The sequence below is a fragment of the Streptomyces caniscabiei genome, from assembly GCF_014930365.1.
GTDB lineage: Bacteria > Actinomycetota > Actinomycetes > Streptomycetales > Streptomycetaceae > Streptomyces > Streptomyces caniscabiei.
In genome coordinates this window covers 204,744-230,193 of record NZ_JABXWI010000010.1, presented here as the reverse complement: position 1 = coordinate 230,193, position 25,450 = coordinate 204,744, and the positions used below count along the sequence as shown (strand labels likewise).

25 protein-coding genes and 1 pseudogene are annotated in these 25,450 nt (G+C 70.4%); 3 read left to right on the top strand and 23 right to left on the bottom strand.

Going from position 1 to position 25,450, the window contains the following annotated elements; genetic code table 11:
* Positions 1–92: 92 nt before the first annotated feature.
* From HW837_RS27310 to proS, 17 genes and pseudogenes are all read right to left on the bottom strand, one after another.
* Positions 93–326 (bottom strand): helix-turn-helix domain-containing protein, encoded by a 234-nt coding sequence (locus HW837_RS27310; protein ID WP_193382542.1) that lies wholly within the window; start codon positions 324–326, stop codon positions 93–95.
* Between the two features lie 251 nt (positions 327–577).
* Complete coding sequence (locus HW837_RS49675) at positions 578–2,182, bottom strand: recombinase family protein (RefSeq protein WP_193383461.1); 1,605 nt, start codon at positions 2,180–2,182, stop codon at positions 578–580.
* A gap of 40 nt (positions 2,183–2,222) precedes the next feature.
* Positions 2,223–2,474, bottom strand: a pseudogene (locus tag HW837_RS27300) (magnesium chelatase domain-containing protein); the annotation flags it as partial.
* A complete protein-coding gene (locus HW837_RS27295; RefSeq protein ID WP_045561453.1) occupies positions 2,474–2,869 on the bottom strand; it encodes a YraN family protein in 396 nt (131 codons plus the stop codon). The gene HW837_RS27295 and the pseudogene HW837_RS27300, both read right to left, overlap by 1 nt.
* A gap of 130 nt (positions 2,870–2,999) precedes the next feature.
* Entirely contained in the window at positions 3,000–3,308 is a 309-nt protein-coding gene (locus HW837_RS27290) for a DUF2469 domain-containing protein (RefSeq protein WP_005311352.1), read from the bottom strand.
* Positions 3,309–3,364: 56 nt separating this feature from the next.
* Positions 3,365–3,916, bottom strand: a complete 552-nt coding sequence (locus HW837_RS27285; RefSeq protein ID WP_093790213.1) for an NUDIX hydrolase — start codon at positions 3,914–3,916, stop codon at positions 3,365–3,367.
* On the bottom strand, positions 3,906–4,655 hold the full coding sequence (lepB, locus tag HW837_RS27280; RefSeq protein WP_045561455.1) for a signal peptidase I: 750 nt from the start codon (positions 4,653–4,655) through the stop codon (positions 3,906–3,908). Before lepB (HW837_RS27280) ends, HW837_RS27285 begins: the two co-directional genes overlap by 11 nt.
* An 80-nt stretch (positions 4,656–4,735) precedes the next feature.
* Complete coding sequence (gene lepB / locus HW837_RS27275; protein WP_078853804.1) at positions 4,736–5,644, bottom strand: signal peptidase I; 909 nt, start codon at positions 5,642–5,644, stop codon at positions 4,736–4,738.
* Complete coding sequence (gene lepB / locus HW837_RS27270; RefSeq protein ID WP_045561520.1) at positions 5,610–6,749, bottom strand: signal peptidase I; 1,140 nt, start codon at positions 6,747–6,749, stop codon at positions 5,610–5,612. Before lepB (HW837_RS27270) ends, lepB (HW837_RS27275) begins: the two co-directional genes overlap by 35 nt.
* Positions 6,742–7,473 (bottom strand): signal peptidase I, encoded by a 732-nt coding sequence (gene lepB, locus HW837_RS27265; protein WP_045561457.1) that lies wholly within the window; start codon positions 7,471–7,473, stop codon positions 6,742–6,744. The genes lepB (HW837_RS27270) and lepB (HW837_RS27265) overlap by 8 nt, the downstream gene beginning before the upstream one ends.
* A gap of 57 nt (positions 7,474–7,530) precedes the next feature.
* On the bottom strand, positions 7,531–7,881 hold the full coding sequence (gene rplS, locus HW837_RS27260; RefSeq protein WP_033526928.1) for a 50S ribosomal protein L19: 351 nt from the start codon (positions 7,879–7,881) through the stop codon (positions 7,531–7,533).
* A 134-nt stretch (positions 7,882–8,015) separates the two neighbouring features.
* Positions 8,016–8,849: a tRNA (guanosine(37)-N1)-methyltransferase TrmD gene (gene trmD / locus HW837_RS27255; RefSeq protein WP_045561458.1), complete on the bottom strand. Its 834-nt coding sequence runs from the start codon at positions 8,847–8,849 to the stop codon at positions 8,016–8,018.
* The gene (rimM, locus tag HW837_RS27250) at positions 8,849–9,391 is read right to left on the bottom strand and encodes a ribosome maturation factor RimM (protein WP_045561459.1); all 543 of its coding nucleotides are present in this window, start codon (positions 9,389–9,391) and stop codon (positions 8,849–8,851) included. The genes trmD and rimM overlap by 1 nt, the downstream gene beginning before the upstream one ends.
* 168 nt (positions 9,392–9,559) lie before the next feature.
* Positions 9,560–9,799 carry an RNA-binding protein gene (locus HW837_RS27245; RefSeq protein ID WP_033526925.1) on the bottom strand — a complete coding sequence of 80 codons (240 nt, stop codon included), beginning with the start codon at positions 9,797–9,799 and terminating at the stop codon, positions 9,560–9,562.
* 2 nt (positions 9,800–9,801) lie between these two features.
* Positions 9,802–10,221: a 30S ribosomal protein S16 gene (gene rpsP / locus HW837_RS27240; protein ID WP_033526924.1), complete on the bottom strand. Its 420-nt coding sequence runs from the start codon at positions 10,219–10,221 to the stop codon at positions 9,802–9,804.
* A gap of 406 nt (positions 10,222–10,627) precedes the next feature.
* Complete coding sequence (locus HW837_RS27235; protein ID WP_033526923.1) at positions 10,628–11,224, bottom strand: hypothetical protein; 597 nt, start codon at positions 11,222–11,224, stop codon at positions 10,628–10,630.
* A 260-nt stretch (positions 11,225–11,484) separates the two neighbouring features.
* The gene (proS, locus tag HW837_RS27230) at positions 11,485–12,900 is read right to left on the bottom strand and encodes a proline--tRNA ligase (protein ID WP_093790252.1); all 1,416 of its coding nucleotides are present in this window, start codon (positions 12,898–12,900) and stop codon (positions 11,485–11,487) included.
* Positions 12,901–13,204: 304 nt separating this feature from the next.
* On the opposite strand from proS, the gene HW837_RS27225 reads away from it, so the two are divergent.
* On the top strand, positions 13,205–13,963 hold the full coding sequence (locus tag HW837_RS27225; protein WP_093790210.1) for a class I SAM-dependent methyltransferase: 759 nt from the start codon (positions 13,205–13,207) through the stop codon (positions 13,961–13,963).
* A 278-nt stretch (positions 13,964–14,241) separates the two neighbouring features.
* Here the strand turns inward: HW837_RS27225 and ffh are convergent, their stop codons facing one another.
* The 5 genes from ffh to nsdA form a co-directional block, all read right to left on the bottom strand.
* On the bottom strand, positions 14,242–15,792 hold the full coding sequence (ffh, locus tag HW837_RS27220; RefSeq protein WP_193381563.1) for a signal recognition particle protein: 1,551 nt from the start codon (positions 15,790–15,792) through the stop codon (positions 14,242–14,244).
* Positions 15,793–15,938: 146 nt separating this feature from the next.
* Positions 15,939–18,398 (bottom strand): [protein-PII] uridylyltransferase, encoded by a 2,460-nt coding sequence (locus HW837_RS27215; RefSeq protein ID WP_045561462.1) that lies wholly within the window; start codon positions 18,396–18,398, stop codon positions 15,939–15,941.
* Positions 18,399–18,423: 25 nt separating this feature from the next.
* Positions 18,424–18,762 (bottom strand): P-II family nitrogen regulator, encoded by a 339-nt coding sequence (locus tag HW837_RS27210; RefSeq protein ID WP_003997576.1) that lies wholly within the window; start codon positions 18,760–18,762, stop codon positions 18,424–18,426.
* On the bottom strand, positions 18,759–20,051 hold the full coding sequence (locus tag HW837_RS27205; protein ID WP_045561463.1) for an ammonium transporter: 1,293 nt from the start codon (positions 20,049–20,051) through the stop codon (positions 18,759–18,761). The genes HW837_RS27210 and HW837_RS27205 overlap by 4 nt, the downstream gene beginning before the upstream one ends.
* Before the next feature lie 398 nt (positions 20,052–20,449).
* The gene (gene nsdA, locus HW837_RS27200; RefSeq protein ID WP_045561464.1) at positions 20,450–21,925 is read right to left on the bottom strand and encodes a transcriptional repressor NsdA; all 1,476 of its coding nucleotides are present in this window, start codon (positions 21,923–21,925) and stop codon (positions 20,450–20,452) included.
* Between the two features lie 426 nt (positions 21,926–22,351).
* Between nsdA and HW837_RS27195 the strand changes: the two genes are divergently transcribed.
* Positions 22,352–23,008, top strand: a complete 657-nt coding sequence (locus HW837_RS27195) for a bifunctional DNA primase/polymerase (protein WP_093790209.1) — start codon at positions 22,352–22,354, stop codon at positions 23,006–23,008.
* Positions 23,009–23,110: 102 nt separating this feature from the next.
* Here HW837_RS27195 and ftsY read toward each other — a convergent pair whose 3' ends face one another.
* Positions 23,111–24,310 carry a signal recognition particle-docking protein FtsY gene (ftsY, locus tag HW837_RS27190; protein ID WP_045561466.1) on the bottom strand — a complete coding sequence of 400 codons (1,200 nt, stop codon included), beginning with the start codon at positions 24,308–24,310 and terminating at the stop codon, positions 23,111–23,113.
* 134 nt (positions 24,311–24,444) lie between these two features.
* Between ftsY and HW837_RS27185 the strand changes: the two genes are divergently transcribed.
* Positions 24,445–25,416 (top strand): LLM class flavin-dependent oxidoreductase, encoded by a 972-nt coding sequence (locus tag HW837_RS27185; RefSeq protein WP_045561467.1) that lies wholly within the window; start codon positions 24,445–24,447, stop codon positions 25,414–25,416.
* Positions 25,417–25,450 lie beyond the last annotated feature (34 nt).

Sequence of the window (25,450 nt, the reverse complement as noted above, 5' to 3'; positions counted from 1 at the left end):
CGCCACGGACATCGGCCCGCCCGCAGGTGTCGCCCCGTGCCGTGGGGGCGACAGGTGACCCGCAGTCCGGCCACCCCCGAGCCGACTGCGGGTCACCGCACCAGATCCGCCAGCGGCACGCCGAGAGCGTCGGAGATACGGATCAGGTTGTCGATGATGGCCGCCTGGTGCCCCTGCTCGATGCGGTTGATGGACTGCCGGTCCATGCCGGATAGGTCGGCAAGCTTCTCCTGGGTGAGGCCAGAGGCAAGGCGGGCGGCGCGGATGTGGTCGCCGATGGCCCGGCGTCGTTCGAGGACCCGGTCGGGCGGTGGGGCGGATGGCATCCTGCCCACGCTGGCGTGATCAACATCGGGTGTCTGTATCGTCGAACGTACATTTGTGGATCATGTGCAAGACGTGCACGCCATGAGGAGATGTGTCACCCGAACCGGTGAACGATGGTCACGATGCTTGTTCACGGTAAAGAGGAAACCAAGGGTGTGAATGCGCCCCCACCAGACGGCCGGCCGCTGATTGCCCCCCAGGCGTCGGCGGCCCGGCCCCAGCACCCCCAGCCGACGGGCTGGGGGTGCTGTCACTTCCAGTCGATCTGGATCGACTCCGTGTCGAAGTACACCCCACCGGGAAGTCGGCCCCGCCGGGCCGGGTGCACCGTGACCGTCATCGCAAAGTCGATCGCCGCCCGCTTGCGAGACAGGCTCAACGTCTCCCACACGGCATACGGATCCTCGGCGCCCACCAGCCCGGCCACAGGGTTGGCCTCGACCGCACGCGACAGGCTCTCCTCCGCGCGTTCCTTCCTGGCACGGGCAGCCGCCGACGCCACCCGCCACTCCTGAAGACCCATCTGCCCCGCACCCAGCTCCTGCGCCAACTGGTCGAGCATCAGCCGGGCCTCACGCAGGTCGCTCTGCACACCCCGCACGTCAACCGGATCCTCGCGGGCCGCCAGCAGATCAGCCGCGTCCGGCCGCGAGACCCGCTCCATGAGCAGGTACACCACATACTGGTCGAGAGGCTCAGCCTTCCGCACCACGTGCTTGCTCACCCGGCAGTTGTAGGCGGCGAAGTACTTCTTGTCGGCCCGCCGGTTGCTGGTGCCGCACCGCATCGTGGACGAACACACCCCACACACATAGAGGCCCGACCCGAGGTACTTCCGCTCGTTGCCGGGCGTCGTCCGCCTCGACGGATCATCGAGAAGCGCCACCAAGCTCCGCCAGGTCGCCTCGTCGAGCGGGGCGGGCCAGTTGCCCGGCCCGGCCTCCTGGCGCCGGTGTACGAGGATTCCAGCGTTACGGGGGCGCCGGAGCATCCCGCCGACCTCCGGGCCCTCCCAGCCCCCGCCTGTGCTCGTCAGGACGGGCGGCTCCATGGCGTTCCACTCGGCGGCGATCGACCGGAGCGACGCCCCGGCAAGGACGGATTCCGCTGCCTCGCGGATGCGATGGAACTCGCTGCCGTCGACCATGCTGGCCGGCGTAGAGCAGCGCTTGCACTCCGCCCACACGTGCCGGCCGTTCGATGCCTTGCAGCGGGTGCAGGCCCATCCCTGGATGCCGCCTGCCGTACCGCACTCCTGGCAGGTGATGACGATGGTGAAGTCGTCCGGGGCGTCGCGGGCGCAGCCGAGGCAGATGAGCGCGCGGGGAGTGACGCCGTCGGATTCGAACCCGAAGGGTCGGCGGCCGCCGAAGAACTTGCCGTGCTCGGCCATCTCGTCCCGCTTGCGTTTCTGCCGCTCGATCATCCGCTCGACCTCGTAGCGGGCCTGCACACCGAGTTGCCGGGCGATCATCCGGCCGGTGGCGGTGGTGAGGTCGAGATGCCCGGCCTTCACGGTGCGGGTCTGCACACGCCGCGGCTCGCACACGTCGATGTACTCCTCCAGCTCCGCGGGCGAGCGGTGGAGGCGGTCGGTGTGCCAGGCCAGGACGGTGTCTGCGCGACCCGCACGGAGGTCGTCAAGGAGTTGCAGGTAGCCGGGGCGCGGCTTGCCGCTGTAGGCGCTGAGATCGTTGTCTGTGTGGATGGCGACGACTTCGATGCCGAGCTGTTTGGCGAGGGCTTCGCAGTCTTCTCGTTGGCGGTCGACGCCGAGGCCGGCGCCTTCGCGGTCTCGGCTGATGCGGCAGTAGATGATGGCGCGGGTGGGGATGCCGGGCGGGTCGATGGGCATGGCTCAGCGTGACACGCTAGAACGGCTCTTGTCTCGGTTTCGCTAGGTCGAAACCACTGCCCGCCTTCGGCACCGACGCCGGGCTGAGCCCCACCGTCAACTTCTTCTGCGGCCACTCGGCGCCCGAATTGACCACCGCCGCCCTGACCCGGTCCTTGCTCTCCGTCAGGCTCTTGTCCGGCAGGCCCACCAGGGTGAACGCCGCCACGCCCGGCTCCAGGTCGGCCTGGACCTCGACGACGACTCCCTCGACTCCGACGAGGGCCACGGAGCATGTGCGGGCGAATCCCATCACGCCACCCCCCGCACGTGCTCCACGACGGGGGCGCCGCGGTCGGGGACGACGACCCCGACGACGTCGATGCGGACGCCGCCCGGCGGGCTGCCCCCGTGTTCCTGGAGCCAGCGTTCCGCGAGGCCGCGCAGTCGTTCGGCCTTGGTCGTCGTGACGGCCGCCATGGGATGTTCGAACGGGCCGGCCCGGCGGGTCTTCACCTCGCAGACGACCAGCGCGTCCCCGTCCCGGGCCACGATGTCGATCTCACCGGTCCTGCCGCCGCGCCAGTTGCGCTCCAGCACCGTCATCCCGGCCGCGACCAGCCGCCGCGCGGCCAGTTCCTCGCCGTATTTGCCGAGCGCGCCCCGGGCGTTGTTGCCGCGGTTGCCGCCGTCTCGTGCCTCGCTCATGTCGGCACCACCTCCGGCGCCAACACTGAGGGCAGCTCAGCCCGCTAGTGGATCTTGGTGGACAAGCAGCCGATTGTGGACAACTTCGTCACCCACACGAAGGACGGCCCGGCCCACCCGCGCGTCGGGCTCAGCTGCCCGGCAGCTCCAGATCGCTCTTGTTCAGCTCCTCGATGTTCACGTCCTTGAACGTGAGCACCCGTACCTGCTTCACGAAGCGGGCCGGCCGGTACATGTCCCACACCCAGGCGTCCGCCATCGACACCTCGAAGAACACCTCACCCTGGACCGAGTGCACCTGCATCTCGTAGTCGTTGGTGAGATAAAAACGCCGCTCGGTCTCGATCACGTATTTGAACAGACCGACGACATCGCGGTACTCCCGGTAGAGCTTCAGCTCCATCTCGGTCTCGTACTTCTCGAGGTCCTCGGCGCTCATGGCATGTTCCCCTTCAGCCGTGCGATCCCACCATTGTGCGCCAGTCCCGCGAGCCCCTAGACAATTTCGGTGTCGAGGACCACGGGTCTGGCGGGGGGACCCTCGTCGAGCAGTGTGCGAAGCAGTTCGGCGAGTCTGGTCGGATACACCGTCTCATGCGTCCGGGCCAGTTCCCCGCACGTCCACCAGCGTGCTCCGGCCACACTGCGCCGTTCCAGCTCCGTGAGACCCGCCGCGACGGGCGCCGCCCGGTGCGTATCGGGGGTCCGGGCCAGGTAGTACCACTCGTCCTGGTCCCAGCGGCGTCCGGCGAAGGGGAAGGAACACCTCCGCCGCCAGAGCACGGGGCCGAGTTCCACGTGCGTGATCCCGGTCTCCTCCTCCAGCTCCCGCAGGGCGGCCTCCTCGCGGGTCTCCGTGCCCTCCACACCGCCGCCGGGCGTGAACCACCAGTCGTCGGTCGGATCGTCCGGCTCGTGCCCGTGCAGCAGCAGGATGCGGTCCCGCGGATCCAGCAGGATCACCCGGGCCACCCTGCGCAGCCCACCCTCGTAGGTGTCCGCGTACGAGCCCCCGGACGTGCCCCCGTCCGCGTCCTCAGGCGACACCGGCCGGCTCCGACCGCGTCGTACGGCCGCCGCGTCCGCCGAGCCGCTTGGCGACGGGCCCGTAGGCCGCGCCGCCCAGCACGAGCACCATGCCCACGACGAGCGCGGCGGTGATCAGTCGCAGCGGGCCGGGAGAGGAGAGCGCGCCCAGCTTCTCGAAGCCCGTGGGGCGGGCCAGCATGCCGTCCATGGGCCAGACGACGGCGTCCACGCGCGCGTCCACGTGGCCGCGCGGCACCGTGCCGTTGCCGGCCTCCGTGAGGTGGGCGGTGGAGTCCAGGGAGCCGCTGCGCTCGTCACCGAGGAGGAACAGGCGGCCCTTGGGGACGGTGATCTCCGGGATGCCGGTCAGCTCGGCCTGCTGGCCCGCGGGGAGGTACCCCTCGTCGATCTGCTTGCCGTTGACGGTCAGCTTGCCGTCGGTGCAGCAGGCGACCGTGTCCCCGCCGACCGCGACGACCCGCTTGACCATGGGGGCGTTGCCCCAGGTCTCCTGCCGGAAGACCACGACGTCACCGCGCTTGATCTCGGAGCCGTCCACACGCTCGGCGAGTATGCGGTCGCCGGAGGTGATGGTGGGGGACATCGAGTCGGTCGGCACGGTGTAGGGCGCGTAGGCGACGGCGCCCCAGAGGAAACCGCCCAGGAAGAGCACACAGCCGAGGGCCACGGCCAGTCCCGACAGCTTGCTGCCGAGCCGTCCGTGGCCCTCGTCCGTACTACGCGTGGTCCCGCTCATCCCAGTGCTCCCCCAGGTCGGAGAATCGACCGTCCGGGCCCCGAGCGGGCCGCGGAAGATCGGCGATCTGGGACGGCACCCTACCCGGCGGTACCCGTGCCAGAAACCCTCGGGCTTTCGGTGGCCAGAAGGCGGCGCCTGCGCCACAGCACCAACGGCACCGCGCCCGCGAGGCCGAGCGCGCCGGGGGCGGCGGCGCTCAGGTTCTGGTCGAAGGTGTCCGGAATCGGCAGCGTGGACCAGCGGGTGGGAGGCCAGGCGACCACGATGGCGCGGCCCACGACCTGGCTCACCGGGACCATGCCCTTGTTGCTGTCGTTCTGGTGGTAGCGGGAGTCCAGCGAGTTCTGCCGGTGGTCACCCATGACCCAGATTTTGCCCTCGGGCACCTTCACCTTGAACTGACCGCCGGTGTCGTCGACGGTGCAGGGGGTGTTGCCCGGGTACACGTACGGCTCGTTCAGTGCCTTGCCGTTGACCTTGAGCGGGCCCGTGCCCTTGCACTCCACGGTGTCGCCGGCCACGCCGACGACCCGCTTGATGAGGTCCTTCTCCTCGGCGGACGGCATCAGGCCGATCCAGCCGAGGACGCGCTGCACGGCGTTGGGTTCCAGGGTGGGCTCGCCGTCCAGCCAGCCGTCCGGGTCGTGGAAGACGACGACCTCGCCGCGCTCGGGCTCCGAGCCGAACCACGGGGTGAGCTTGTCGACCAGGACCCGGTCGCCCTCCTGCAGCGTGTTCTGCATCGAGTCGGAGGGGATGGAGAACGCCTGCACCAGGAACGTCTTGATCAGCAGCGCGAGCACCAGCGCGATACCGATCAGGATCGGCAGTTCCTTCCAGAAGGAGCGCTGCTTCTTCCCGGGCCGCTCGTTCTGGTCGCCGTCACCGTCGCCTTCGTCGGCCGAGGTCTGGGCGCCGTTCTCGCCGTCCGTCGTGTCGCCGTCCGGGGAGTCACTCCCGGAGCCGACGGGACCCTCGGAACGCACGGCGTTCTCCACGTCCTCCATGTTCTCCGCGGCCGGGGAAGCCGCCTCGTCGGATCGCTCCGGCCGTTCTTCGGAACCACCGTGTCCGGACCGTGCGCCGACCGCCAAATCCCCCACATCCACTCCTCACTCCGTACCGCCGCCCGCGCCACAGCCGGTGCAGGCCCACCACTCCCATAACGAGCGGGAGTTCCGCAGGGGTCGGGAGGGGGATCAATCCATTTCGATCCGCGGGGGCCACCCTATGCGAAGCGCCGAGGGCGATGGTCGACCCGCTCGGCACGGCGGAGAACGTGTCAGGCTCCTCCAACTGCCCCCAGTGGCCCACCGGCCAGGCGATGACGACGGCCCGGCCCACCACGGATGCCTCCGGCACCGTACCGGCGAACTGAGCCGTCTTCGAATCGTCGGTCTGATGGGCGCGCGAGTCGGCGGAGTTCTCCCGGTGGTCGCCCATCACCCACAGACGGCCCTGCGGCACGGTGACCTCGAACCGCTGGGTCGAGGGCTGGTTGCCGGGGTGGATGTACGCCGCCTCGTCCAGGGGCATGCCGTTGACGGTGACGCGGCCCTGGGTGTCACAGCACTTGACGGTGTCCCCGCCGACCGCGACGACGCGCTTGATGAGGTCCTTCTCGTCGTCGGACGGCAGCAGACCGATGAACTGCAGGCCTTCCTTTATCTGCTTGATGACGATCGGGTCCTCGGTGGTGGTCGTCGTCTGCTCGTCCTCCAGCCAGCCGCCCGGGTCCTTGAAGACGACGACGTCCCCCCGGGTGGGCTTGGAGCCGAACCAGGGCGTGAGCTTGTCGACGAGGACCCGGTCGCCGATCTGGATCGTCTGCTCCATGGAGCCCGACGGGATCACGAACGCCTGGACGAGGAAGGTCTTCAGGACGAGGGCTATGAGGACGGCGACACCGACGAGGAGCGGGATCTCCTTGACCGCGGAACGACGTCTGCGCCGCTTGATCTTGCGGGCCAGCTTGCGCCGCTCGACCCGGCTCGGCCGGGCGGCCCCGCCGGACCGCCGGGAGCCGGTGGGCAGCAGGTTGGCGGCCGCGGTGGCGGGGGGCGCACCGCGGGGTTTGCCACGGTTACCCATGCGCACCGCCGACGGCGGCGGGCACGCGCGCGTAGGCGTCCGGACGGTCCAGCCGCGTCCAGTGGTCGGCGGGCCAGGCGATCCATTCGGCCCGGCCGATCACGGCGTCGAGAGGGACCATGCCGCCACCGGGGGACCCGAGGTGGTCACGGGAGTCACTGGAGTCACTGCGGTGGTCGCCGAGGAGGAACAGTCTGCCCTCGGGGACGACCACGTCGAAGGGTACGTTCGACGGGCTGTCTCCCGGGTGCAGAAACGACGACTCGTCGACCCACCGGCCGTTCACCTCAAGCCTCCCCTCCTGGTCGCAGCAGACCACCCGGTCTCCCCCCACGCCGACAACGCGCTTGACGTAGTCGGCGTTCCCGAAATAGCCGGTGCCGTCGAAGACGACGACGTCACCGCGCCGCGGCTCAGATCCGAAACGGTACGCCAACTTATTTACGAGAACGCGGTCCCCGATCCTCAATGAGTCGGCCATGGAGCTGCTGGGAATCTGGAACGGCTGCATCACGAAGTTGCTGAAGAGCGCCAGAAAAAGCAGGCAGATCAGCACGGTCAGGGTGTATCTCCCGCCCGGCACCCACGCGCCGGCGCGGTCCACCCATGCGAAACGCGACCGCTCCTCCGACCCTCCTGTGTCGGAGATCTCCTCGGAGACCTCGACGCCGGAAGGGCGGGGGGAGCGGTCGCGCTCCATGTGCTGCTGTGCTTCGGTGTCCATCGGGGCCAGATGGTATCCGGCCCCGATGTGACGACCTCTTGTGACTCGAACGCGCGATCAGTTGTCGCGCTTCTCCTTGATCTTCGCCGCCTTGCCGCGCAGCTCGCGCAGGTAGTACAGCTTGGCGCGACGGACGTCACCGCGGGTGACGAGCTCGATCTTCTCGACGATCGGGGTGTGCACCGGGAAGGTGCGCTCGACGCCGACGGAGAACGAGACCTTGCGGACCGTGAAGGTCTCGCGGACACCGGCGCCCTGGCGACGGATGACCACGCCCTTGAACTGCTGCACACGGGAGCGGTTGCCCTCGATGACGCGCACGTGGACGTTGACGGTGTCACCCGGGCGGAACGCCGGGATGTCGCTCCGCAGCGACGCGGAGTCGAGGGAGTCGAGCAGGTGAGACATTTCGTCTGCTTTCTTCGCCCATGCCACAGGTCATAGGCGGGAGCTAGGTGTTACGAGAGGATGCTGTCCGGGTCGGGGCGGGCGTCGTGTCCCCCTGTGGCAGGGGCGCGCGCCGGACGACGCACAACAGCGGCCTATTGTTCCACGCCCTCGGGCCGCCGCCAAAATCGGCCGAACGGCGCACCCTCCGGATCCGGGGCCCAGCCCAGGATGGAGAGCATCTCGCGGTCCTTCTTGTCGAAGGCCTTCGGGTCGCAGCGCTCGATGAGGTCGGGCCGGTTGGCGGCGGTACGCCTCAGCGCCTCGTCCCGCCGCCAGCGCGCGATCCTGCCGTGGTGGCCGCTGAGCAGCACCTCGGGGATGTCCCGGCCACGCCACTCGGGGGGCTTGGTGTAGACCGGCCCCTCCAGGAGGTTGGCCATGGCCCCGGGCGCGAAGGAGTCGTCGCGGTGGGACTCGGCGTTGCCGAGGACGCCGGGCAGCAGCCGGGCCACGGCCTCGGTGACGACGAGGACGGCCGCCTCGCCGCCGGCGAGGACGTAGTCGCCGATGGAGACCTCGTACACCGGCATGCGGGTGGCGTACTCGTCGATCACGCGCCGGTCGATGCCCTCGTAGCGCGCCGGCGTGAAGACCAGCCAGGGGCGCTCGGAGAGTTCGACGGCGAGCGCCTGGGTGAAGGGGCGGCCGCTGGGGGTGGGGACGACGAGGGCGGGGCCGGCGGATCCCGTCTCGTAGCCCTGGGCCAGCACATCGTCGAGGGCGTCGCCCCAGGGGGCGGTCTTCATGACCATGCCGGGGCCGCCGCCGTACGGGGTGTCGTCGACGGTGTTGTGCCGGTCGTACGTCCATTCCCGCAGGTCGTGGACGTGCACGTTCAGCTGTCCGCGCGCACGGGCCTTGCCGACGAGCGAGACGTTCAGGGGTTCGAGGTACTCGGGGAAGATCGTGACGACGTCGAGCCGCATCAGACCTCGTCCCGGGAGGACGCGATCTCCGCCTGGTCGTCGATGAGACCGGGCGGGGGGTCGATGACCGCCTTCTGCTCCTCCAGGTCGATCTCGGTGACGATCTCGCCGACGAACGGGATCATCACCTCGCTCCCGTCGGGCCGTTCGACGATGAACAGGTCCTGGGAGGGCAGGTGCGAGATCTCGGTGATCCGGCCGACCTCGACGCCGTCCTTGGTGACCACGTCCAGGTCCATCAGCTGGTGGTCGTAGTACTCGTCCTCTTCCTCCGGCAACTCCTCCGGGTCCACCTCGGCGATCAGCAGGGTGTTGCGGAGGGCCTCGGCGGCGTTGCGGTCCCGGACGCCCTCGAAGCGCAGGAGCAGCCGGCCGCTGTGGACCCGGCCGGACTCGATGGTGAGGGGGCCCGTCGAGGCGGGGTCCGTGAGCAGGACGGCGCCGGGGCCGAGCCGGAGTTCCGGTTCGTCGGTGCGGACCTCGACGGTGACCTCGCCCTTGATGCCATGGGCGCGGCCGATCCGTGCGACTACGAGCTGCACTGTGCTCGATCTCCTGTCATACGACTCATGCAACGCATACAACACGCATAAAACTCATGCACCGCATACGGGCTCACACAGCGCATACGGCTGATGCGACGGATACGACTACGGGCCGGGGACGGCCCAGTGGCCCTCCCCGGCCCGAGCCGGTGCTGCGGATGTTCGTCAGCGGACGTGGTCCACGTCGACGAGGTCGACACGGACGCCGCGGCCGCCGATGGCACCCACGACGGTACGCAGGGCGCGGGCGGTACGGCCGTTACGGCCGATCACCTTGCCGAGGTCGTCGGGGTGGACCCGGACCTCGAGTACGCGCCCGCGGCGCAGGTTGCGCGAGGCGACCTGCACGTCGTCGGGGTAGTCGACGATGCCCTTGACGAGGTGCTCGAGAGCCTCCTCGAGCATGCTCAGGCCTCGGTCGACTCGGACTCGGCGGCAGCCTCGTCCTTCTTCTCGGCCTTCTTCTTCTGGGTGATCGCCTCACCCTTGCCCTCGTCGTCGCCGCCCAGAGCCTCGAACGACGGGCGGGAGGACTTCGGCTGAGCCACGAGGAGCGGCGCCGGAGCGGGCTCGCCCTTGAACTTCTGCCAGTCGCCGGTCTTCTTCAGAATGGCGAGCACGGGCTCGGTCGGCTGCGCGCCGACACCCAGCCAGTACGCGACGCGCTCCTCGTCGACCTCGATGACCGACGGGTGGTACGTCGGGTGGTACTTGCCGATCTCCTCGATCGCACGGCCGTCACGACGGGTGCGGGAGTCGGCGACGACGATGCGGTAGTGAGGCGAACGGATCTTGCCCAGACGCTTCAGCTTGATCTTGACTGCCACGGGAGTGGGTTCTCCTGGATTTGACGTGGTTGGGCACGGCGAGAGAGCCGCGTGGGGTTGCGGTACCCGAGTGCCCGATGGACGCGTCAGCCGGAGGAGAGAGGGGTCCTGTGCGACTGTCGAGTACAGCTAGCCATTGTGCCACACGCTGCGGTTCACCTCTGACCGGGCTGCACGGAGCCATGCCGAAGCGGCACCCGGCGCCAGGGCTTTCGCTCACCGGCGCTCGCCGGGTGCCGCCTGCGTCCACCCTCCCCGCTCTCGGCCTCACTCGAGCGGGAGGGGTCCCGTCGCCCAGCGGCACGACTGCCCGCGGCAAGGACGGCCACCGACCGACCACGAGCCCGACACGGCTGCCACGAGCAGCCGTCTGTTCAGCTCGCCGTCTCCTCGGCTCGCCCTCGTCTCACGCCGCGCCCACGACCTCCGGGATCCGGAAGGGCTTGCCGCAGCCGCCGCAGACGATGGGGGCCTGGGCGAGTACGGACGGGACGACGCGGACGTTGCGGCCGCAGTCGCAGACGGCCTTGACGCGGACGCCGCCACCGGAGGAGCCGTGACGGGCGGCCGGGCCCCGGAAGCTGCGGGCCGTGTCCGCGGAGGTCGCCGCGGTGTGGGCCTTGAGGGCGCGCTGCAGTCTGTCGATGGTCGGGCGGTAGCGACGCTTGGCCTCGGGGTTGAGCGTGACCAGCGAGAAACCGCTGCTGGGATGCGGTTCCTCGGGGTGGTCGAGGCCGAGCTCCTCGGCGATCGCGAGGAATCTGCGGTTGTGGTACCGGCCGGCGCGGGAGGTGTCGCGGACCCCGCGCGCGGCGGCGATGCCATGGACTGCCTCATGGAGCAGTCGCTCGAAGGAGAGCTCGTGACCGCAAGCGGACGACGACTCTCCGATCAGGGACTCGGGAGCGGCAAGATCCGGCAGCTCGGGGTGGTGCCGTTGAATGTCGGCCCACGCCTGTGCCAGTTCTGCGGCGAGAACAGGTGGTGTCTGTGTCGTGCTCACGTAATGACAACGAGCCTGAGTGCCGCTGTGTTCCGATTCCGGGCCATCCCAAATAATTTGCACGTACCCGTCAGTTGCCACTAGTGCGTCCTGACGAGGGCGGGTGCGCTGATCTGCGGAGAAGCCTCACAGCTCGCCACAAGGCGGTACGTAGTAACACGTACGCCCCGGCGCGTAGACGAGGTCCGCGCGCCGGGGCACCTGGGTTCGGCAGATGCGCAAGGGACGTTTCGGTCGCTCTCCCTGCGGAACGGAGTGCTCTAGTAAGCGCGCGCCACGACGGCGACGTTACCGGGTGCGTCGTAGGAGTCGGGCACCGACCCGTCCTCGGCGACCAGACACCTTACGGTCACCGCGTGCTCCCCGAGCCTGTTCTCGCCGTCCTCGCCCAGCGTCGACCAGGGGATCCGCGCCCAGCCGCCGGCGGTGGCCGCCTCGATCGCCTCGTCGAGGGTGGACACCTCGGCCGTACGGGACTCGCGCCGCTCGCGCGACTGCTTCAGCAGGAGCGCCTGGTCCTCCTCCAGGACGGCGGGGAGCAGGTTCGCGAGCGAGTCGAGGGCGACCGGCTCCTTGCCGCCCGGGATGCGGCGGACGAGCATCGCGGTGCCGTTCTCCAGGTCACGGGGGCCGACCTCGATGCGTACCGGGACGCCCTTGAGCTCCCAGTCGACGGCGCGGCGGCCGAACGGGACGTCCGTACGGTCGTCCACCCGCACGCGGACGCCCGCCGCCTTGAGCCGGGCACCGAGTTCGCGGACCTTGGCCAGAACCGCGTCGTCCCCCTTGATCGCGACGACGACGGCCTGGACCTGGGCCAGCCGGGGCGGCACCCGGAGGCCGTGGTCGTCGCCGTGCATCATCACCAGGGCGCCGATCATGCGGGTCGTGGAGCCCCAGGAGGTCTGCCAGACCAGTTCCTGTGTGCCGTCCTTCGACAGGTACCGGGTGTTGAAGGCCTTGGCGAAGTTCTGGCCCAGTTCATGACTGGTGGCCATCTGCAGGGCCTTGCCGTCGCCCATCATGCCTTCGAGCGTGAGGGTGTTGATGGCTCCGGCGAAGCGCTCCTTGACGGTCTTGCGGCCGGGGACGACGTCCATCGCGAGGACGTTGACCATGAAGTCCTCGTAGACCTCCCGATGGATGTGCGCGGCGAAGTCGCGCGCCTCCTCGTACGTCGCGTGCGCCGTGTGGCCCTCCTGCCAGAGGAATTCGCTGGTGCGCAGGAAGAGCCGGGGGCGGAGTTCCCAACGGACGACGTTCGCCCATTGGTTGATCAGCAGCGGCAGGTCGCGGTAGCTCTGCACCCACTTCGAGAAGGAGGCGTTGATGATCATCTCGGAGGTGGGGCGGACCACCGCGGGCTCTTCGAGGTCCTTGCCGCCGCCGTGCGTCACGACGGCCAGCTCGGGCGCGAAGCCCTCGACGTGCTCGGCCTCCCGGGTGAGGTACGACTGCGGGATCAGGAGCGGGAAGTACGCGTTCTGCGTGCCCGTCTCCTTGATCCGGGCGTCCATCTCCTGCTGCATCCGCTCCCACAGGCCGTACCCGTACGGTCGGATGACCATGGTGCCGCGCACCGGGCCGTTGTCCGCCAGTTCGGCCTTGGTGATCAGATCCTGGTACCAGCGCGGGAAGTCGTCCGCGCGGGGCGTGAGTACGGGTGCCTTTGCCATGGCGGAATGGTACGGGGGCATATTGCGTCGATGTGAATTCTTTTTTCCTTCCCTGGACAGTTCGCAAACCGGTGTCCGCGACCCCTGGACGACTCGCCGAGTGCGGAGTTACCTGGCATACGGGGGGAGTGCGAGCGCGCACTGCCACGGGGGCCAGTAAATCCGGCAACGGCAACTCACGGCGGATTGGGGCGCTTTCGATATGACACCTACGCTCGTGCGGCAGCAACTGCCTCGCGCGGGGACCGCATCCCGCGTGGACCGGTGTGCACGCGCGCGTGACTGGGCGGAGATCCAGGAACGGATGCTGGTACCGCTGTACGAGGCCGTGTACCGGCGGCTGGACGTCGGCACCGGGACGCGGCTGCTCGGCCTCGGCTGCGGGTCGGGGCTCGCGCTGCTGATGGCGGCGGGGCGGGGAGCCGCGGTCACCGGCGTCGACTCGGCGGCGCCGGAGAGAGCGGCACTGGCCCGGGAGCGGCTGCGGCCGGAGTCCTGGGGCACGCGCGCGTGCGCCGGCGCCCGGGTCGTCGAGGGTGGCCCCGAGGACGTGGCCCGCGCGCCCGGTGAACCGCTCTACGACCTGGTGACCGCCTTCGAGCCGATCGGCTGTCTGGCCGGTGACTCCGAGGGTCTCGGTGAACTGCTCGCCGCGGCGACCCCGCTCGCGGAACGCGGCACCCCCGTGGTCCTCGCCGGCTGGGGCCCACCGGAGCGCTGCACCACGTCCGGCGTGCTCCGGGTGGCCACGAAGCTCGCCGATCCGCTGCGCAGCGCCGGCAGCTGGCGCCCGGCGCTGCGGGACGACCTGGAGGAGGTCGCCCAGCGGGCCGGCCTGAGGCCGGACGGCTCCGGGCGCGTGGCCTGCCCCTTCGGGTACGCCAACGTGGACAACGCCGTACGGGGGCTGCTGTCGACCGGCCTGTTCGACGCGGCGATCGGGGCCACCGACCAGGAGCAGGTGGACAAGGAACTCACCGAGGCACTGCATCCGCACCGCCGCCGGGACGGGACGGTCTGGATGCCGAACGTTTTCCGCTACCTGATCACGCGGACGCCCTGAGGAGGTCTTCGCATCTTCCGACGCGGGTGTGAACGGTGTTGTGAATGGCGTGAAGAAAGCGGGCGGGTAACGCTTTCTCATGGGCAAGCGCCGCGCCACGCGCCTAACCTGACGCATCGTCCAGGGGAACAACACATCCGCGTACGGGAGTTGCCAGCGGGAGCACCACGAGCGACACCACACCCTGCCGTCACGCACACGGCATCCGGCGCCGCGCGCCCGGCCACACCCCCCGGCCGGTCACGCGGCGTCCGCCGTAGGTCCCCGCGGAACCGCGGTCAGCCCATGAACTTCTTGAACTCGTCCGGCAGCTCGAAGTCCTGAGGGGTCTGCTGGCCCGGCAGTCCGAGGGCGCCGCCCTGGGCCGCGGCGGCCCGGCGCGCGGCCTCCTCCTGCTCCTGCTGCTTGCGCTTCATCGGGTTGCCCGAGCGCTGCTTGCCCTTGGCCTGCTTGGGCTGCTTCTTGCTCCGGCCGGGACCGCCACCCATGCCGGGCATACCCGGCATCCCGGGCATACCGCCGCCCTGGGCCATGCGGGACATCATCTTGCGGGCCTCGAAGAACCGCTCCACGAGGTTCTTCACCGCGCTGACCTCGACACCGGAGCCCTTGGCGATACGGGCGCGGCGCGAGCCGTTGATGATCGTCGGCTCCTGGCGCTCGGCCGGGGTCATCGACTTGATGATCGCTGCCGTGCGGTCGACGTCGCGCTCGTCGATGTTGTTGATCTGGTCCTTGATCTGCCCCATGCCGGGCAGCATGCCGAGCAGCTTGCTGATGCTGCCCATCTTCCTGACCTGCTCCATCTGGGCCAGGAAGTCGTCGAGCGTGAAGTCCTGCCCCTTCTTGGACGCCAGCTTGGAGGCCATCTTGGCGGCCTCTTCCTGGCTGAAGGTCTTCTCCGCCTGCTCGATCAGGGTGAGCAGGTCACCCATGTCGAGGATGCGGGAGGCCATCCGGTCGGGGTGGAACGCGTCGAACTCGTCGAGCTTCTCGCCGTTCGACGCGAACATGATCGGCTTGCCGGTGACCGAGGCGATCGACAGGGCGGCACCACCGCGGGCGTCGCCGTCGAGCTTGGAGAGGACGACGCCGTCGAAGCCGACGCCGTCGCGGAAGGCCTCCGCCGTGTTGACGGCGTCCTGACCGATCATCGCGTCGACGACGAAGAGGATCTCGTCCGGGGAGACCGCGTCCCGGATGTCGGCGGCCTGCTGCATCATCTCCTGGTCGATGCCCAGGCGGCCCGCGGTGTCGACGACCACGATGTCGTGGACCTTCGACTTCGCGAACTCGATGGAGTCCTTGGCGACCTTGACCGGGTCGCCCACGCCGTTGCCCGGCTCGGGGGCGTAGACCGCGACACCGGCGCGCTCGGCGACCACGCTGAGCTGGTTCACCGCGTTCGGGCGCTGGAGGTCACAGGCGACGAGGAGCGGCGAGTGGCCCTGCTCCTTGAGCCAGCGGCCCAGCTTGCCCGCCAGGGTCGTCTTACCCGCACCCTGGAGACCCGCGAGCATGATCACGGTCGGCGGCTGCTTGGCGAAGCGCAGACGGCGGGTCTCGCCGCCGAGGATGCCGACCAGTTCGTCGTTGACGATCTTGAGGACCTGCTGGGCGGGGTTGAGCGCCTTGGAGACGTCGCTGCCGAGTGCCCTTTCCTTGACGTTCTTGATGAACGCCCGGACGACGGGCAGCGCGACATCCGCTTCGAGGAGCGCGATTCGGATCTCCCGCGCCGTGGCGTCGATGTCCGCCTCGGACAGGCGCCCCTTGCCGCGCAGGTTCTTGAACGTCGCTGAGAGGCGATCGGAGAGCGTATCGAACACGGCGGTGTCGGTCCTCGGAGTCGGGGGCGGTGGGCTGCCCTCCAGGGTATCTGTCTGGGTGCGGTCGGGTCTCCACCCCTGTGGATAGTGGTGGCGGAGCCCGGCCGCGTCGGGTACGGCACCGGACGGCGCCGTACCCGACGTGCTCAGCCGCGCAGGGTCTCCTCCAGCTTCCGCGCCACCGAGACCGCCTCGTCGCCGGGCAGCGGTGTCCCCGCCGGTCCGGTGACGTAGAAGGCGTCCACGGCGTTGGCGCCCAGGGTGCTGACGTGCGCGCTGCGCACGCGGACGTGCGCGTCCTCCAGAGCCCGTCCGATCCGGTGCAGGAGCCCGGGGGCGTCCTGGGCGCGGACCTCGATGACCGTGGCGTGCCGGGACGCCGCCGCGGCCACCGTGACGCGCGGCGGGGGCGCGACCACGCCGCGCCGCCGGGGGTAGGCCGCGTCGCGCTCGGCCAGCCGTCCGGCGATGTCCAGGGAGCCGTCGAGCGCCCGTACGAGGTCCGCGCGGAGCCGGGCGGCCTGCGGCAGCGAACCGTACTCGGCGGCCACCCGCCAGTTCAGCAGCAGGACCGAGCCCTCGACGCCGTCCGGGAGGTCGAAGGTCCGCAGTTCGGCCGTGCGCACGGTGAGCCGGTGCATCGCGAGCACGCCGGCCACCGCGGGCAGGACGCCCGCCTGGTCGGGCACGGCGATGAGGAGTTCCACACCGAGCGGCTCGGGGTCGGCCTTCTCGTCCTTCTCCTCGGTGGCGACGACGGTCTCGTCCGGGCGCGCGCGCAGCGACAGCACCGGCCCGCCCGTGCGGAACGCCTCGATGGCGAGCCGCTCCTGCTCGGCGCTGGTCTCGCCGGGCTCCGGCTCCTCCGGCTCGTCGCCGGCGAACAGGGCGTCGACCCGCTGGACCAGTTCGGTCACGAGCGAGGCCCGCCACGACGACCAGGCGGCGGGCCCGGTGGCCAGCGCGTCCGCCTCGGTCAGCGCGTGCAGCAGTTCGAGCGTGCCCGGCGATCCGACGGCGTCGGCCACCGAACGGACGGTGGCCGGGTCCTCCAGATCGCGCCGGGTGGCGGTGTCGACGAGCAGCAGATGGTGCCGGACGAGGGTGGACAGGACGGCCACGTCGTCGCGGTCGAAGCCGATCCTGGCGGCCACATCCTTGACGATGATCTCGCCGGCGACTGAGTGGTCGCCGGGCCAGCCCTTGCCGATGTCGTGCAGCAGAGCGGCGACGAGCAGCAGGTCGGGCCGGTGCACCCGGCGGGTCATCTCGGAGGCCTGGACGGCGGTCTCGATGAGGTGCCGGTCGACGGTCCAGATGTGCACGGCGTTGCGCTGCGGCCGGCAGCGCACCCGCTCCCAGTCGGGCAGCAGGTGGGTGATGAGGCCTTCGGCCTCCAGCGCCTCCCACACGTCGACCGTCGGACGCCCGGAACCCAGCAGGGTGACGAGCTGTTCGCGCGCCTCCGCGGGCCAGGGCGTGGGCAGCGGCCGGGCGGTCGCCGCGAGACGGCGTACGGCGTGCAGGGACAGCGGCAGTCCGGCCTGGGCGGCAGCGGCGGCGGCGCGCAGGGGCAGTACGGGGTCCCGGTCGGGCTTGGCGGCCCGTGCGAGCACGACCTCGCCGTCCTGCTCGACCACGCCCTCGGCGAGCGGCGACCGCTCGGGGGCCGGCTTGCCCCCGCCGAGCATGGCGCGCAGCCGGGGCCGCACGGCACGCGACCGCAGCACGCGTCCCACTTCACGCCAGGTCACATCGCTGGCGTACGAGATGACCCGCGCCGCCTCGTACACCTGGCGCAGCAGGGTGTCGGCGTCCAGCAGCCCCAGCTCGGCGGCGACCTGGTCCTGCTCCTGGAGCGCGAGGCGGTCGGTCGCGCGCCCGGTGGTGAGATGGAGCGCGTCCCGTACGTCGAGGAGGCGGCGCCGTGCGTCGGCGAGCCCCTCGCGCGGGGCGTCCGCGAGCCAGGAGGCGGCGACGGCGCGCAGGGCGGTGGCGTCGCGCAACCCGCCGCGCGCCTCCTTGAGGTCGGGTTCCAGCAGGTACTGCAGCTCGCCCTGCCGCTCGGCCCGTTCGGCGCACAGCTCCTGGAGCTCCGGGAGGCGTTTGGGCGCCTGGTTGCGCCAGTCGGCGAGGACGGAGGTCCGCAGCCCGGCGGTCAGGCCCAGATCACCGGCGATGTGGCGGGCGTCCAGCAGCCCGAGGTGCACCTTGAGGTCCTCGCCGGCCGTCTTGCGGGCCTCGGCGGGGGTGCGCACGGAGTGGTCGAGGGCCAGCCCCAGGTCCCAGACGGGATACCAGATGCGGTCGGCCAGCGCGGCCACCGCCGCGTCGTCGGACCCGTCGTGCAGGAGCAGCAGATCCAGGTCGCTGCGGGGCGACAGCTCGCCGCGCCCGTATCCCCCGACGGCCACGAGGGAGACCCCGCGCGGCTCGGCGGTCCCCGCTCCGAAGAGGCCGGCCAGCCAGTCGTCGGTCAGCTCGGACAGGGCCGAACGGCGCGGCGGCCCGGACTGCGCCTCCTCCTGGAGGAGGCGCAGCCGGGCCGCCGCATAGCCGCTGGGTCCCGAGTCCTCTGCATCCGTACGTACGTCCGTACTCGTCACCCAGTGACTCCTGTTCTTCTCTTGGTCAGAGCGCGTCCGGGCCGCGCTCGCCGGTCCGGACCCGTACGGCCGTCTCGACCGGGAGGGACCAGACCTTGCCGTCACCGATCTTGCCGGTGCGGGCGGCCTTGACGATGACGTCGATCAGCTGCTCGGCGTCGTCGTCCTCGGCCAGAACCTCGATCCGGATCTTGGGAACCAGGTCGACCGTGTACTCGGCGCCGCGGTACACCTCGGTGTGTCCCCGCTGCCGACCGTACCCACTGGCCTCGGTCACCGTAAGTCCGTGCACCCCGAAGGCCTGCAGGGCTTCCTTGATCTCGTCGAGCCGGTGCGGCTTGACGACCGCGGTGATCAGCTTCATGCCTCGACCTTCTTGCTCTCGGTGGCGGCAGCGACGCTGCTCGTGGTGCTGGCGGAGATGTGCGAACCCGCGGCCGAGCTGAAGTCGTACGCGGTCTCGGCGTGCAGGGTCTGGTCGACACCGGTGACCTCGTCCTCCTCGGACGCCCGGAAGCCGATCGTCTTCTGGATGGCGAAGGCGATGAGCCAGGTCACCACGAAGGTGTAGCCGATGACGGAGAAGGCGCCGGTGGCCTGCTTGCCGAACTGGTCCCAGCCGCCTGCCTCGGTGGCGAGGAAGCCGACCATCAGGGTGCCGATGACACCGCCGACCAGGTGGACGCCGACGACGTCGAGGGAGTCGTCGTAGCCCAGCTTGTACTTGAGGCTGACGGCCCAGGAGCAGACCGCGCCGGCGACGACACCGATCAGGATGGCGCCGAAGGCGTTGACGTGACCGCCGGACGGCGTGATCGCGACGAGGCCCGCGACGGCGCCGGAGCAGGCACCGAGGGTGGTGAACGCACCGTGGCGGATGCGCTCGTAGATCAGCCAGCCGATGATGGCCGCGGCGGTGGCGATCTGCGTGTTGATGGCCATGCGGGCGGTGGTGCCGTCGACACCGAGCCAGGAGCCGGCGTTGAAGCCGAACCAGCCGAACCACAGCAGGGCGGTGCCGATCAGGACCAGCGGCAGGCTGTGCGGCCGCATCGGGTCCTTCTTGAAGCCGATCCGCTTGCCGACGACGAGGACCGCGGCGAGCGCGCCGATACCGGCGTTGATGTGGACCGCGGTACCACCGGCGAAGTCGATGACGCCCATGTCGAAGAGCCAGCCGCCCGGCGCCCAGACCCAGTGCGCGACCGGGAAGTACGCGAGGGTGACCCAGAGCGCGACGAAGATCATCCAGGCGCTGAACTTGACACGGTCGGCGAGCGCGCCGCTCATCAGGGCCGGGGTGATCACCGCGAACAGCATCTGGAAGAGGATGAACGAGAACGCGGCGATCTGGTGCGGCTCGCCCTTGGCGTTGGTGACGAAGCTGTCGACGGTGCTCGTGACGTCGATGCCCTGGAGACCGATGGCGTCGAGGTTGCCGATGAAGTGGCCGACGTCACCGCTGAAGGCGAGCGAGTAGCCGTAGAGCACCCACAGGATGCTGACGATGCCCAGCGAGATGAAGGACATCATCAGCATGTTCAGCACGCTCTTGGCACGGACCATGCCGCCGTAGAAGAGCGCCAGGCCCGGCGTCATCACCATGACGAGCGCCGCACTGATCAATACGAATCCGGTATCTGTGCCGTTCAATGCCGGTATCTCCTCGTGGTCGGAACGGCCCGTGCGGATGCTGAAGCTGGGGAGCTATCGGGGAGGGCCGACTGTGCTGAGGAGACTGACGCAGCACCGTTTCGCCGGGAGTTTGGAAATGTTTCCCGGAGGTGACGAAGGCACCCATCACGTTACAGACAGGTGAAACGTGAATCGCGGAGGACGCATCCCGTGTGGGGCCCAGCCTCTGCGGGGCCCTCGGCGGATAACGGTTTCGTATCCGATGGAACTTCCGAGGGAATCTCCGGTGCGATGCCCCGAACGGACCGACCGCGGCAGGCCATCCGATGACCTGGCATGGGGGAGCCGAGTCGGGCAGTTCGGGATGGCCGGCCGCGGGCGGCGTGGAGGGGGCCCGGCGATGTGCCGGAGCCGGGTCAGACCGCTTCGGCGGTCTCGGGGAGGTGGACGGCGAGCTGGTCCGTGAGGTCGACGACCTCCGCGAGACCACCGAAATCGCGTACGGCCGTGTCCACCGTCTTGCGGATGCGGGTGTTGACGCGCTCGGAGCGGACCTTGCGCGCGACGTCCATGGCTTCCTTGGCCATGGCGGCGCCCTGCTCGGGCTCGCGCTGGAGCAGATGCACGGTGGCCATGCCGATGAGGTTCAGCGCGTACGACCGCTGGTGTTCGGTGTCCGTGGCGAAGAGGTCGACGGCCCGGCGCATCACGGGCTCGGCGAGCGAGGCGTACGTGGGACTGCGGCCGGCGACATAGGCGAGGTCGCGGTAGGAGTGGCTGTTCTCGCCGTGCAGTTCGGCCTCGTTGAAGAAGCGGATCCAGTCGGGATCCGGGTCGTCCCACTCCTCGGCGTCCGCGAAGACGTCCTCGGCCATCCGCACGGCCCGCTTGCACTTTCCGGGCTGGCCCATGTTGGCGTAGGCGCGGGCCTCCATCGCATACAGCATCGACTGGGTGCGCGGACTCGCGCAGTCCCGGCTGCCGTACTGGGCGAGATGGATCAGTTCGAGGGCGTCGTCGGGGCGGCCGAGGTGGATCATCTGCCGGCTCATGCTGGACAGGACGTACGACCCGAGGGGCTTGTCGCCGGCCTCCTTGGCCGCGTGCAGGGCGAGGACGAAGTACTTCTGCGCCGTGGGCTGGAGGCCGATGTCGTAGCTCATCCAGCCGGCCAGCTCGGCCAGTTCGGCGGCGACCTTGAACAGCCTCCGGGTGGTGGCCTCGGGCTGCGGCTCCTGGAGGAGGTCGGTCACCTCGTGCAGCTGGCCGACGACCGCCTTGCGGCGCAGACCGCCGCCGCACTGGGCGTCCCACTGCCGGAACATCACGGTGGTGGATTCGAGGAGGTCCAGCTCCGGCTGGGAGAGCCGGCCGGCGCGGCGCGCGGCGGCCGACGGCTCGGGCTCCGCGCGCGGGGCGGCGGGCGCGGGGACCAGCCAGCGCTGCATCGGCTCGATGAGGGCCGGGCCCGCGGAGAGGGCGAGCGAGCTCCCGAGGAAGCCGCGCCGCGCCAGCATCAGGTCGCTGCGCGAGAACTCGCTGATCAGCGCCACGGTCTGCGGGCCCGTCCAGGGCAGGTCGACACCGGAGACGGACGGGGACTGGTGCGCCGCGCGCAGCCCCAGGTCCTCGACGGCGACGACACAGCCGAACCGCTCGGAGAACAGCTCGGACAGGATCCGCGGGATCGGCTCGCGCGGGTTCTCCCCGTCGAGCCACCGGCGTACGCGGGAGGTGTCGGTGGAGATGTGGTTGGCGCCGAGCTGGCGGGCCCGTCGGTTCACCTGCCGGGCGAGCTCGCCCTTGGACCAACCGCTGCGGACGAACCACGAACCGAGCAGTTCGTTCGGGCGTTTCTCAGCGTTCGTGCCGCTTCCGCCGTTGCCGCCCACTGGAACGCCCCCATCCCTGAAACCACCTGTGCGCTGTGTGCGCCAAGCCCTACCAGAATGCCGGTTACCGCGCCGTACGTCCGACCCTCGTCACCCATCGAACGGAAAGACGACTTGCCTCCGGCATACCCACGAGCGTGTTCGTCCCCAGGTCCCGTGCACTCAAAGTAATCCTACGATCACGCGTCCGGCCACGGCGATCCCGGAAACGCCACCATTCGCCACCCCTTCGAATGAACTAACGGTCGCCCGTCCGCGATTCACTTGACACATGACGGCCGGGAGCGGGCGGACGGATGCATTCAGGGGCGCGCATCGACACCCGCGCCACCCGGGGTGTCGCAGCGCGCCGCCCGCGCGGAAGCAGAGCGTCGCATTCCGACTCCGTCGCGTAACCACCCGCGCGCTGGACCCGTTGGAGGGGGCATGGGCTTCACGATCGGCGGCATCCGGGAGATGCGATCCGGCACGCGTCGACGCGGCCGTACCTCGGAGTGCACGGCCGTGGCCGAGTTCACCGGCCTCTGGGGATGGGATGTCGTCCCCGGCGCGCGGGCGGCTTCGGGCGCGTGCTCGTGCGGCAGGACCACCTGCCCCGCGCCCGGCGCGCATCCTCTCGGCTTCGCGCCTCCCGTGCGCGCCGGAGCGACGCTCGACGAGGTGACCGAGGCCTGGGCCGAGTTCCCCGGCGCCTCCGTGATGCTGCCGGTGGGCCGCTCGTTCGACGTCATCGAGGTCGCCGAGTCGGCCGGGCGGCACGCGCTGGTCCGTCTGGAACGCATGGGCCTCCCTCTCGGCCCCGTGACCGCCACCCCCGAGGGCCGCGCCCACTTCTTCGTCGCCCCCGGCGCCGCCGCCGAGCTGCCCTCCCTGCTCTACCGCATGGGCTGGGACGACCCCTCCGCCCTGGACCTGCGCGGCCTCGGCCCCGGCACCCATGTCACCGCCCCGCCCTCCGACCGCGGCGGCCTCGGCCCGGTCCGCTGGCTCCGCTCCCCCGCGCTCGACTCGGCGACCAGGCCACCGGCCGCGCGCCTGCTCCTCGGCACCCTGGCCTACGTGGCGCACCGGTCCCGGGCCTGACCCCGGCCGCCGCCCGCACAGCGAAGTGCCCGTCCCCGACTGCACCTCGGGGGCGGGCGCTTCTCCGATGCCACTTCCGAAATTTCGGAGGCTCTCGCGGCCTCAGTCGCCGATAAGCGCATCCACGAACGCCTCCGGCTCGAACGGCGCCAGGTCGTCCGCACCCTCTCCCAGGCCGACGAGCTTGACGGGCACACCCAGCTCGCGCTGCACGGCGATGACGATGCCGCCCTTGGCGGTGCCGTCGAGCTTGGTGAGGACGATGCCGGTGATGTCGACGACCTCGGCGAAGACGCGCGCCTGGACGAGGCCGTTCTGGCCGGTGGTGGCGTCGAGGACGAGCAGGATCTCGTCCAGCGGCGCGTGCTTCTCCACGACGCGCTTGACCTTGCCGAGCTCGTCCATGAGGCCGGTCTTGGTGTGCAGCCGGCCGGCGGTGTCGATGAGGACGACGTCGGCGCCCTCCTCGATGCCCTCCTTGACCGCGTCGAAGGCGATCGACGCCGGGTCGCCGCCCTCGGGACCGCGCACGGTACGGGCGCCGACGCGCTCACCCCAGGTCTGGAGCTGGTCGGCGGCCGCGGCGCGGAAGGTGTCGGCGGCGCCGAGGACGACGTTCTTGCCGTCGGCGACGAGGACGCGCGCGAGCTTGCCGGTGGTCGTGGTCTTGCCGGTGCCGTTGACGCCGACGACCATCACGATGCCCGGGGTGTCGAGCGGCGATTCGGTGTGGACCTCGCGGTCGAACTCGGGGACGAGGATCTTCAGCAGCTCCTCGCGCAGCAGCGTGCGCAGGTCCGCCGGGGTGCGGGTGCCGAGCACCTTCACCCGCTCGCGCAGCCGCTCGACCAGTTCCTGGGTGGGCTGGACGCCGACGTCGGCGGTGAGGAGGGTGTCCTCGATCTCCTCCCAGGTGTCGTCGTCGAGGTGCTCGCGCGAGAGCAGTGTGAGCAGTCCCTTGCCCAGCGCGTTCTGGGAGCGGGAGAGCCGGGCGCGCAGCCGTACCAGACGGCCGGCGGTCGGCTCGGGGATCTCGATCTCGGGGGCGGCGGGCGGTTCCTCGACGGCCACGGGCGCCGACGCCGAACCGTCCGGGAGATCCACCTCCTCGATCGTCCGGCGCGGTTCGTCGCGCGGTGTCTCGGCCTCGTCGCCGACATGCGGCTCGGCCGGGGGTGCGGTGATGTCGGGTGTCGTGGGGGGAGCCGGGGGCAGCGGCTTCTTCCTGCGGCTGCCTACGACGAGCCCGCCCAGCACGCCGAGCACGACCACGGCGATGACTACAGCAAGGATGAGTTCCATAACGGGACCAGTATGCGGGACCACCCCCCGACGCGTTCGATCGCCGTACGGGGGGACACGGCCCTTCCACGACCCTGGCCACCTGACGAGCCGTCAGCTAACGTCCCCCTCCACAGCCGCCCGAAGGGGGTCCCATGCCCGTCACGGTCGTCCGTTTCAATCTGGTCGAGCCCGGCGCCACGCCCGCCTCGCTCCGGGCCCGCTACCGGGCCGCCGTCGAGATGGCCGCGTACGCCGACGAGCAGGGCATCGGCACCGTGCAGACGGAGGAGCACCACGGGGTCGAGAACAACTGGCTGCCGTCGCCGTTCGTCTTCGCGGGGGCCGTGTTCGGGGCCACCCGGCGGATCGCGGTCACGGTGTCGGCGATGATCGGCCCGCTGCACGATCCGCTGCGGCTGGCGGAGGACATCGCCGTACTGGATCTGGTGAGCGGTGGCCGGCTGGTGACCGTCGCCGGGATCGGGTACCGGCCGGAGGAGTACGCGCAGTTCGACGTGGACTGGAAGGAGCGCGGCAGGCTCCAGGACGAGGTGCTGGAGACACTGCTCCAGGCGTGGACGGGTGAGCCGTTCAGCTACCGGGGGCGCACGGTCCGGGTCACCCCGCGTCCGGGCACCGAGCCGCATCCGCTGCTGCTGGTCGGCGGTTCCTCGAAGGCGGCGGCCCGCCGGGCGGCCCGTCTCGGGCTCCCCTTCTTCCCGAGCGCGCATCTGCCGGAGCTGGAGGCGTACTACAAGGAGCGGCTCGTCGAGTACGGCACCGAGGGCTGGACGATGATGCCGGCCGCCGAGACGCCGCTGCTGCACGTGGCGGAGGATCCGGACCGGGCGTGGGCCGAATACGGCGGGCACTTCCTGCACGAGGCCCGGACGTACGCCTCCTGGCAGTCGGCCGGCATCCGGTCGGCCGTGCGGTCGGGGGCGTCGACGGTGGCGGAGCTGCGCGCGGAGGGCGTGTACCGGATCGTCACGCCGGACGAGTGCGTGGCGCTGGGCCTGGACAACTACGTCCTGCATCCGCTGGCCGGCGGGATGCCGGTCGAGGAGGGGTGGCGGGGGCTGCGGCTGTTCGCCGAGCGGGTGCTGCCGCGCCTCGCGGGCTGACATTCGTCCACCCCGGCGAACCGCTGCCCCGGCC

What these genes read in the sequence shown, in the direction of transcription:
- HW837_RS27210 (WP_003997576.1), bottom strand. Translation starts at nt 18,762, where the DNA reads ATGAAGCTGATCACCGCGGTCGTCAAGCCGCACCGGCTCGACGAGATC.
- rplS (WP_033526928.1), bottom strand. Translation starts at nt 7,881, where the DNA reads ATGTCTCACCTGCTCGACTCCCTCGACTCCGCGTCGCTGCGGAGCGAC.
- HW837_RS27245 (WP_033526925.1), bottom strand. Translation starts at nt 9,799, where the DNA reads ATGCTCGAGGAGGCTCTCGAGCACCTCGTCAAGGGCATCGTCGACTAC.
- proS (WP_093790252.1), bottom strand. Translation starts at nt 12,900, where the DNA reads ATGGCAAAGGCACCCGTACTCACGCCCCGCGCGGACGACTTCCCGCGC.
- HW837_RS27195 (WP_093790209.1), top strand. Translation starts at nt 22,352, where the DNA reads ATGGGCTTCACGATCGGCGGCATCCGGGAGATGCGATCCGGCACGCGT.
- HW837_RS49675 (WP_193383461.1), bottom strand. Translation starts at nt 2,182, where the DNA reads ATGCCCATCGACCCGCCCGGCATCCCCACCCGCGCCATCATCTACTGC.
- lepB (WP_045561457.1), bottom strand. Translation starts at nt 7,473, where the DNA reads ATGGACACCGAAGCACAGCAGCACATGGAGCGCGACCGCTCCCCCCGC.
- ftsY (WP_045561466.1), bottom strand. Translation starts at nt 24,310, where the DNA reads ATGGAACTCATCCTTGCTGTAGTCATCGCCGTGGTCGTGCTCGGCGTG.
- trmD (WP_045561458.1), bottom strand. Translation starts at nt 8,849, where the DNA reads ATGCGGCTCGACGTCGTCACGATCTTCCCCGAGTACCTCGAACCCCTG.
- HW837_RS27310 (WP_193382542.1), bottom strand. Translation starts at nt 326, where the DNA reads ATGCCATCCGCCCCACCGCCCGACCGGGTCCTCGAACGACGCCGGGCC.
- HW837_RS27295 (WP_045561453.1), bottom strand. Translation starts at nt 2,869, where the DNA reads ATGAGCGAGGCACGAGACGGCGGCAACCGCGGCAACAACGCCCGGGGC.
- HW837_RS27225 (WP_093790210.1), top strand. Translation starts at nt 13,205, where the DNA reads ATGCTGGTACCGCTGTACGAGGCCGTGTACCGGCGGCTGGACGTCGGC.
- HW837_RS27185 (WP_045561467.1), top strand. Translation starts at nt 24,445, where the DNA reads ATGCCCGTCACGGTCGTCCGTTTCAATCTGGTCGAGCCCGGCGCCACG.
- lepB (WP_045561455.1), bottom strand. Translation starts at nt 4,655, where the DNA reads ATGAGCGGGACCACGCGTAGTACGGACGAGGGCCACGGACGGCTCGGC.
- HW837_RS27290 (WP_005311352.1), bottom strand. Translation starts at nt 3,308, where the DNA reads ATGAGCGCCGAGGACCTCGAGAAGTACGAGACCGAGATGGAGCTGAAG.
- lepB (WP_045561520.1), bottom strand. Translation starts at nt 6,749, where the DNA reads ATGGGTAACCGTGGCAAACCCCGCGGTGCGCCCCCCGCCACCGCGGCC.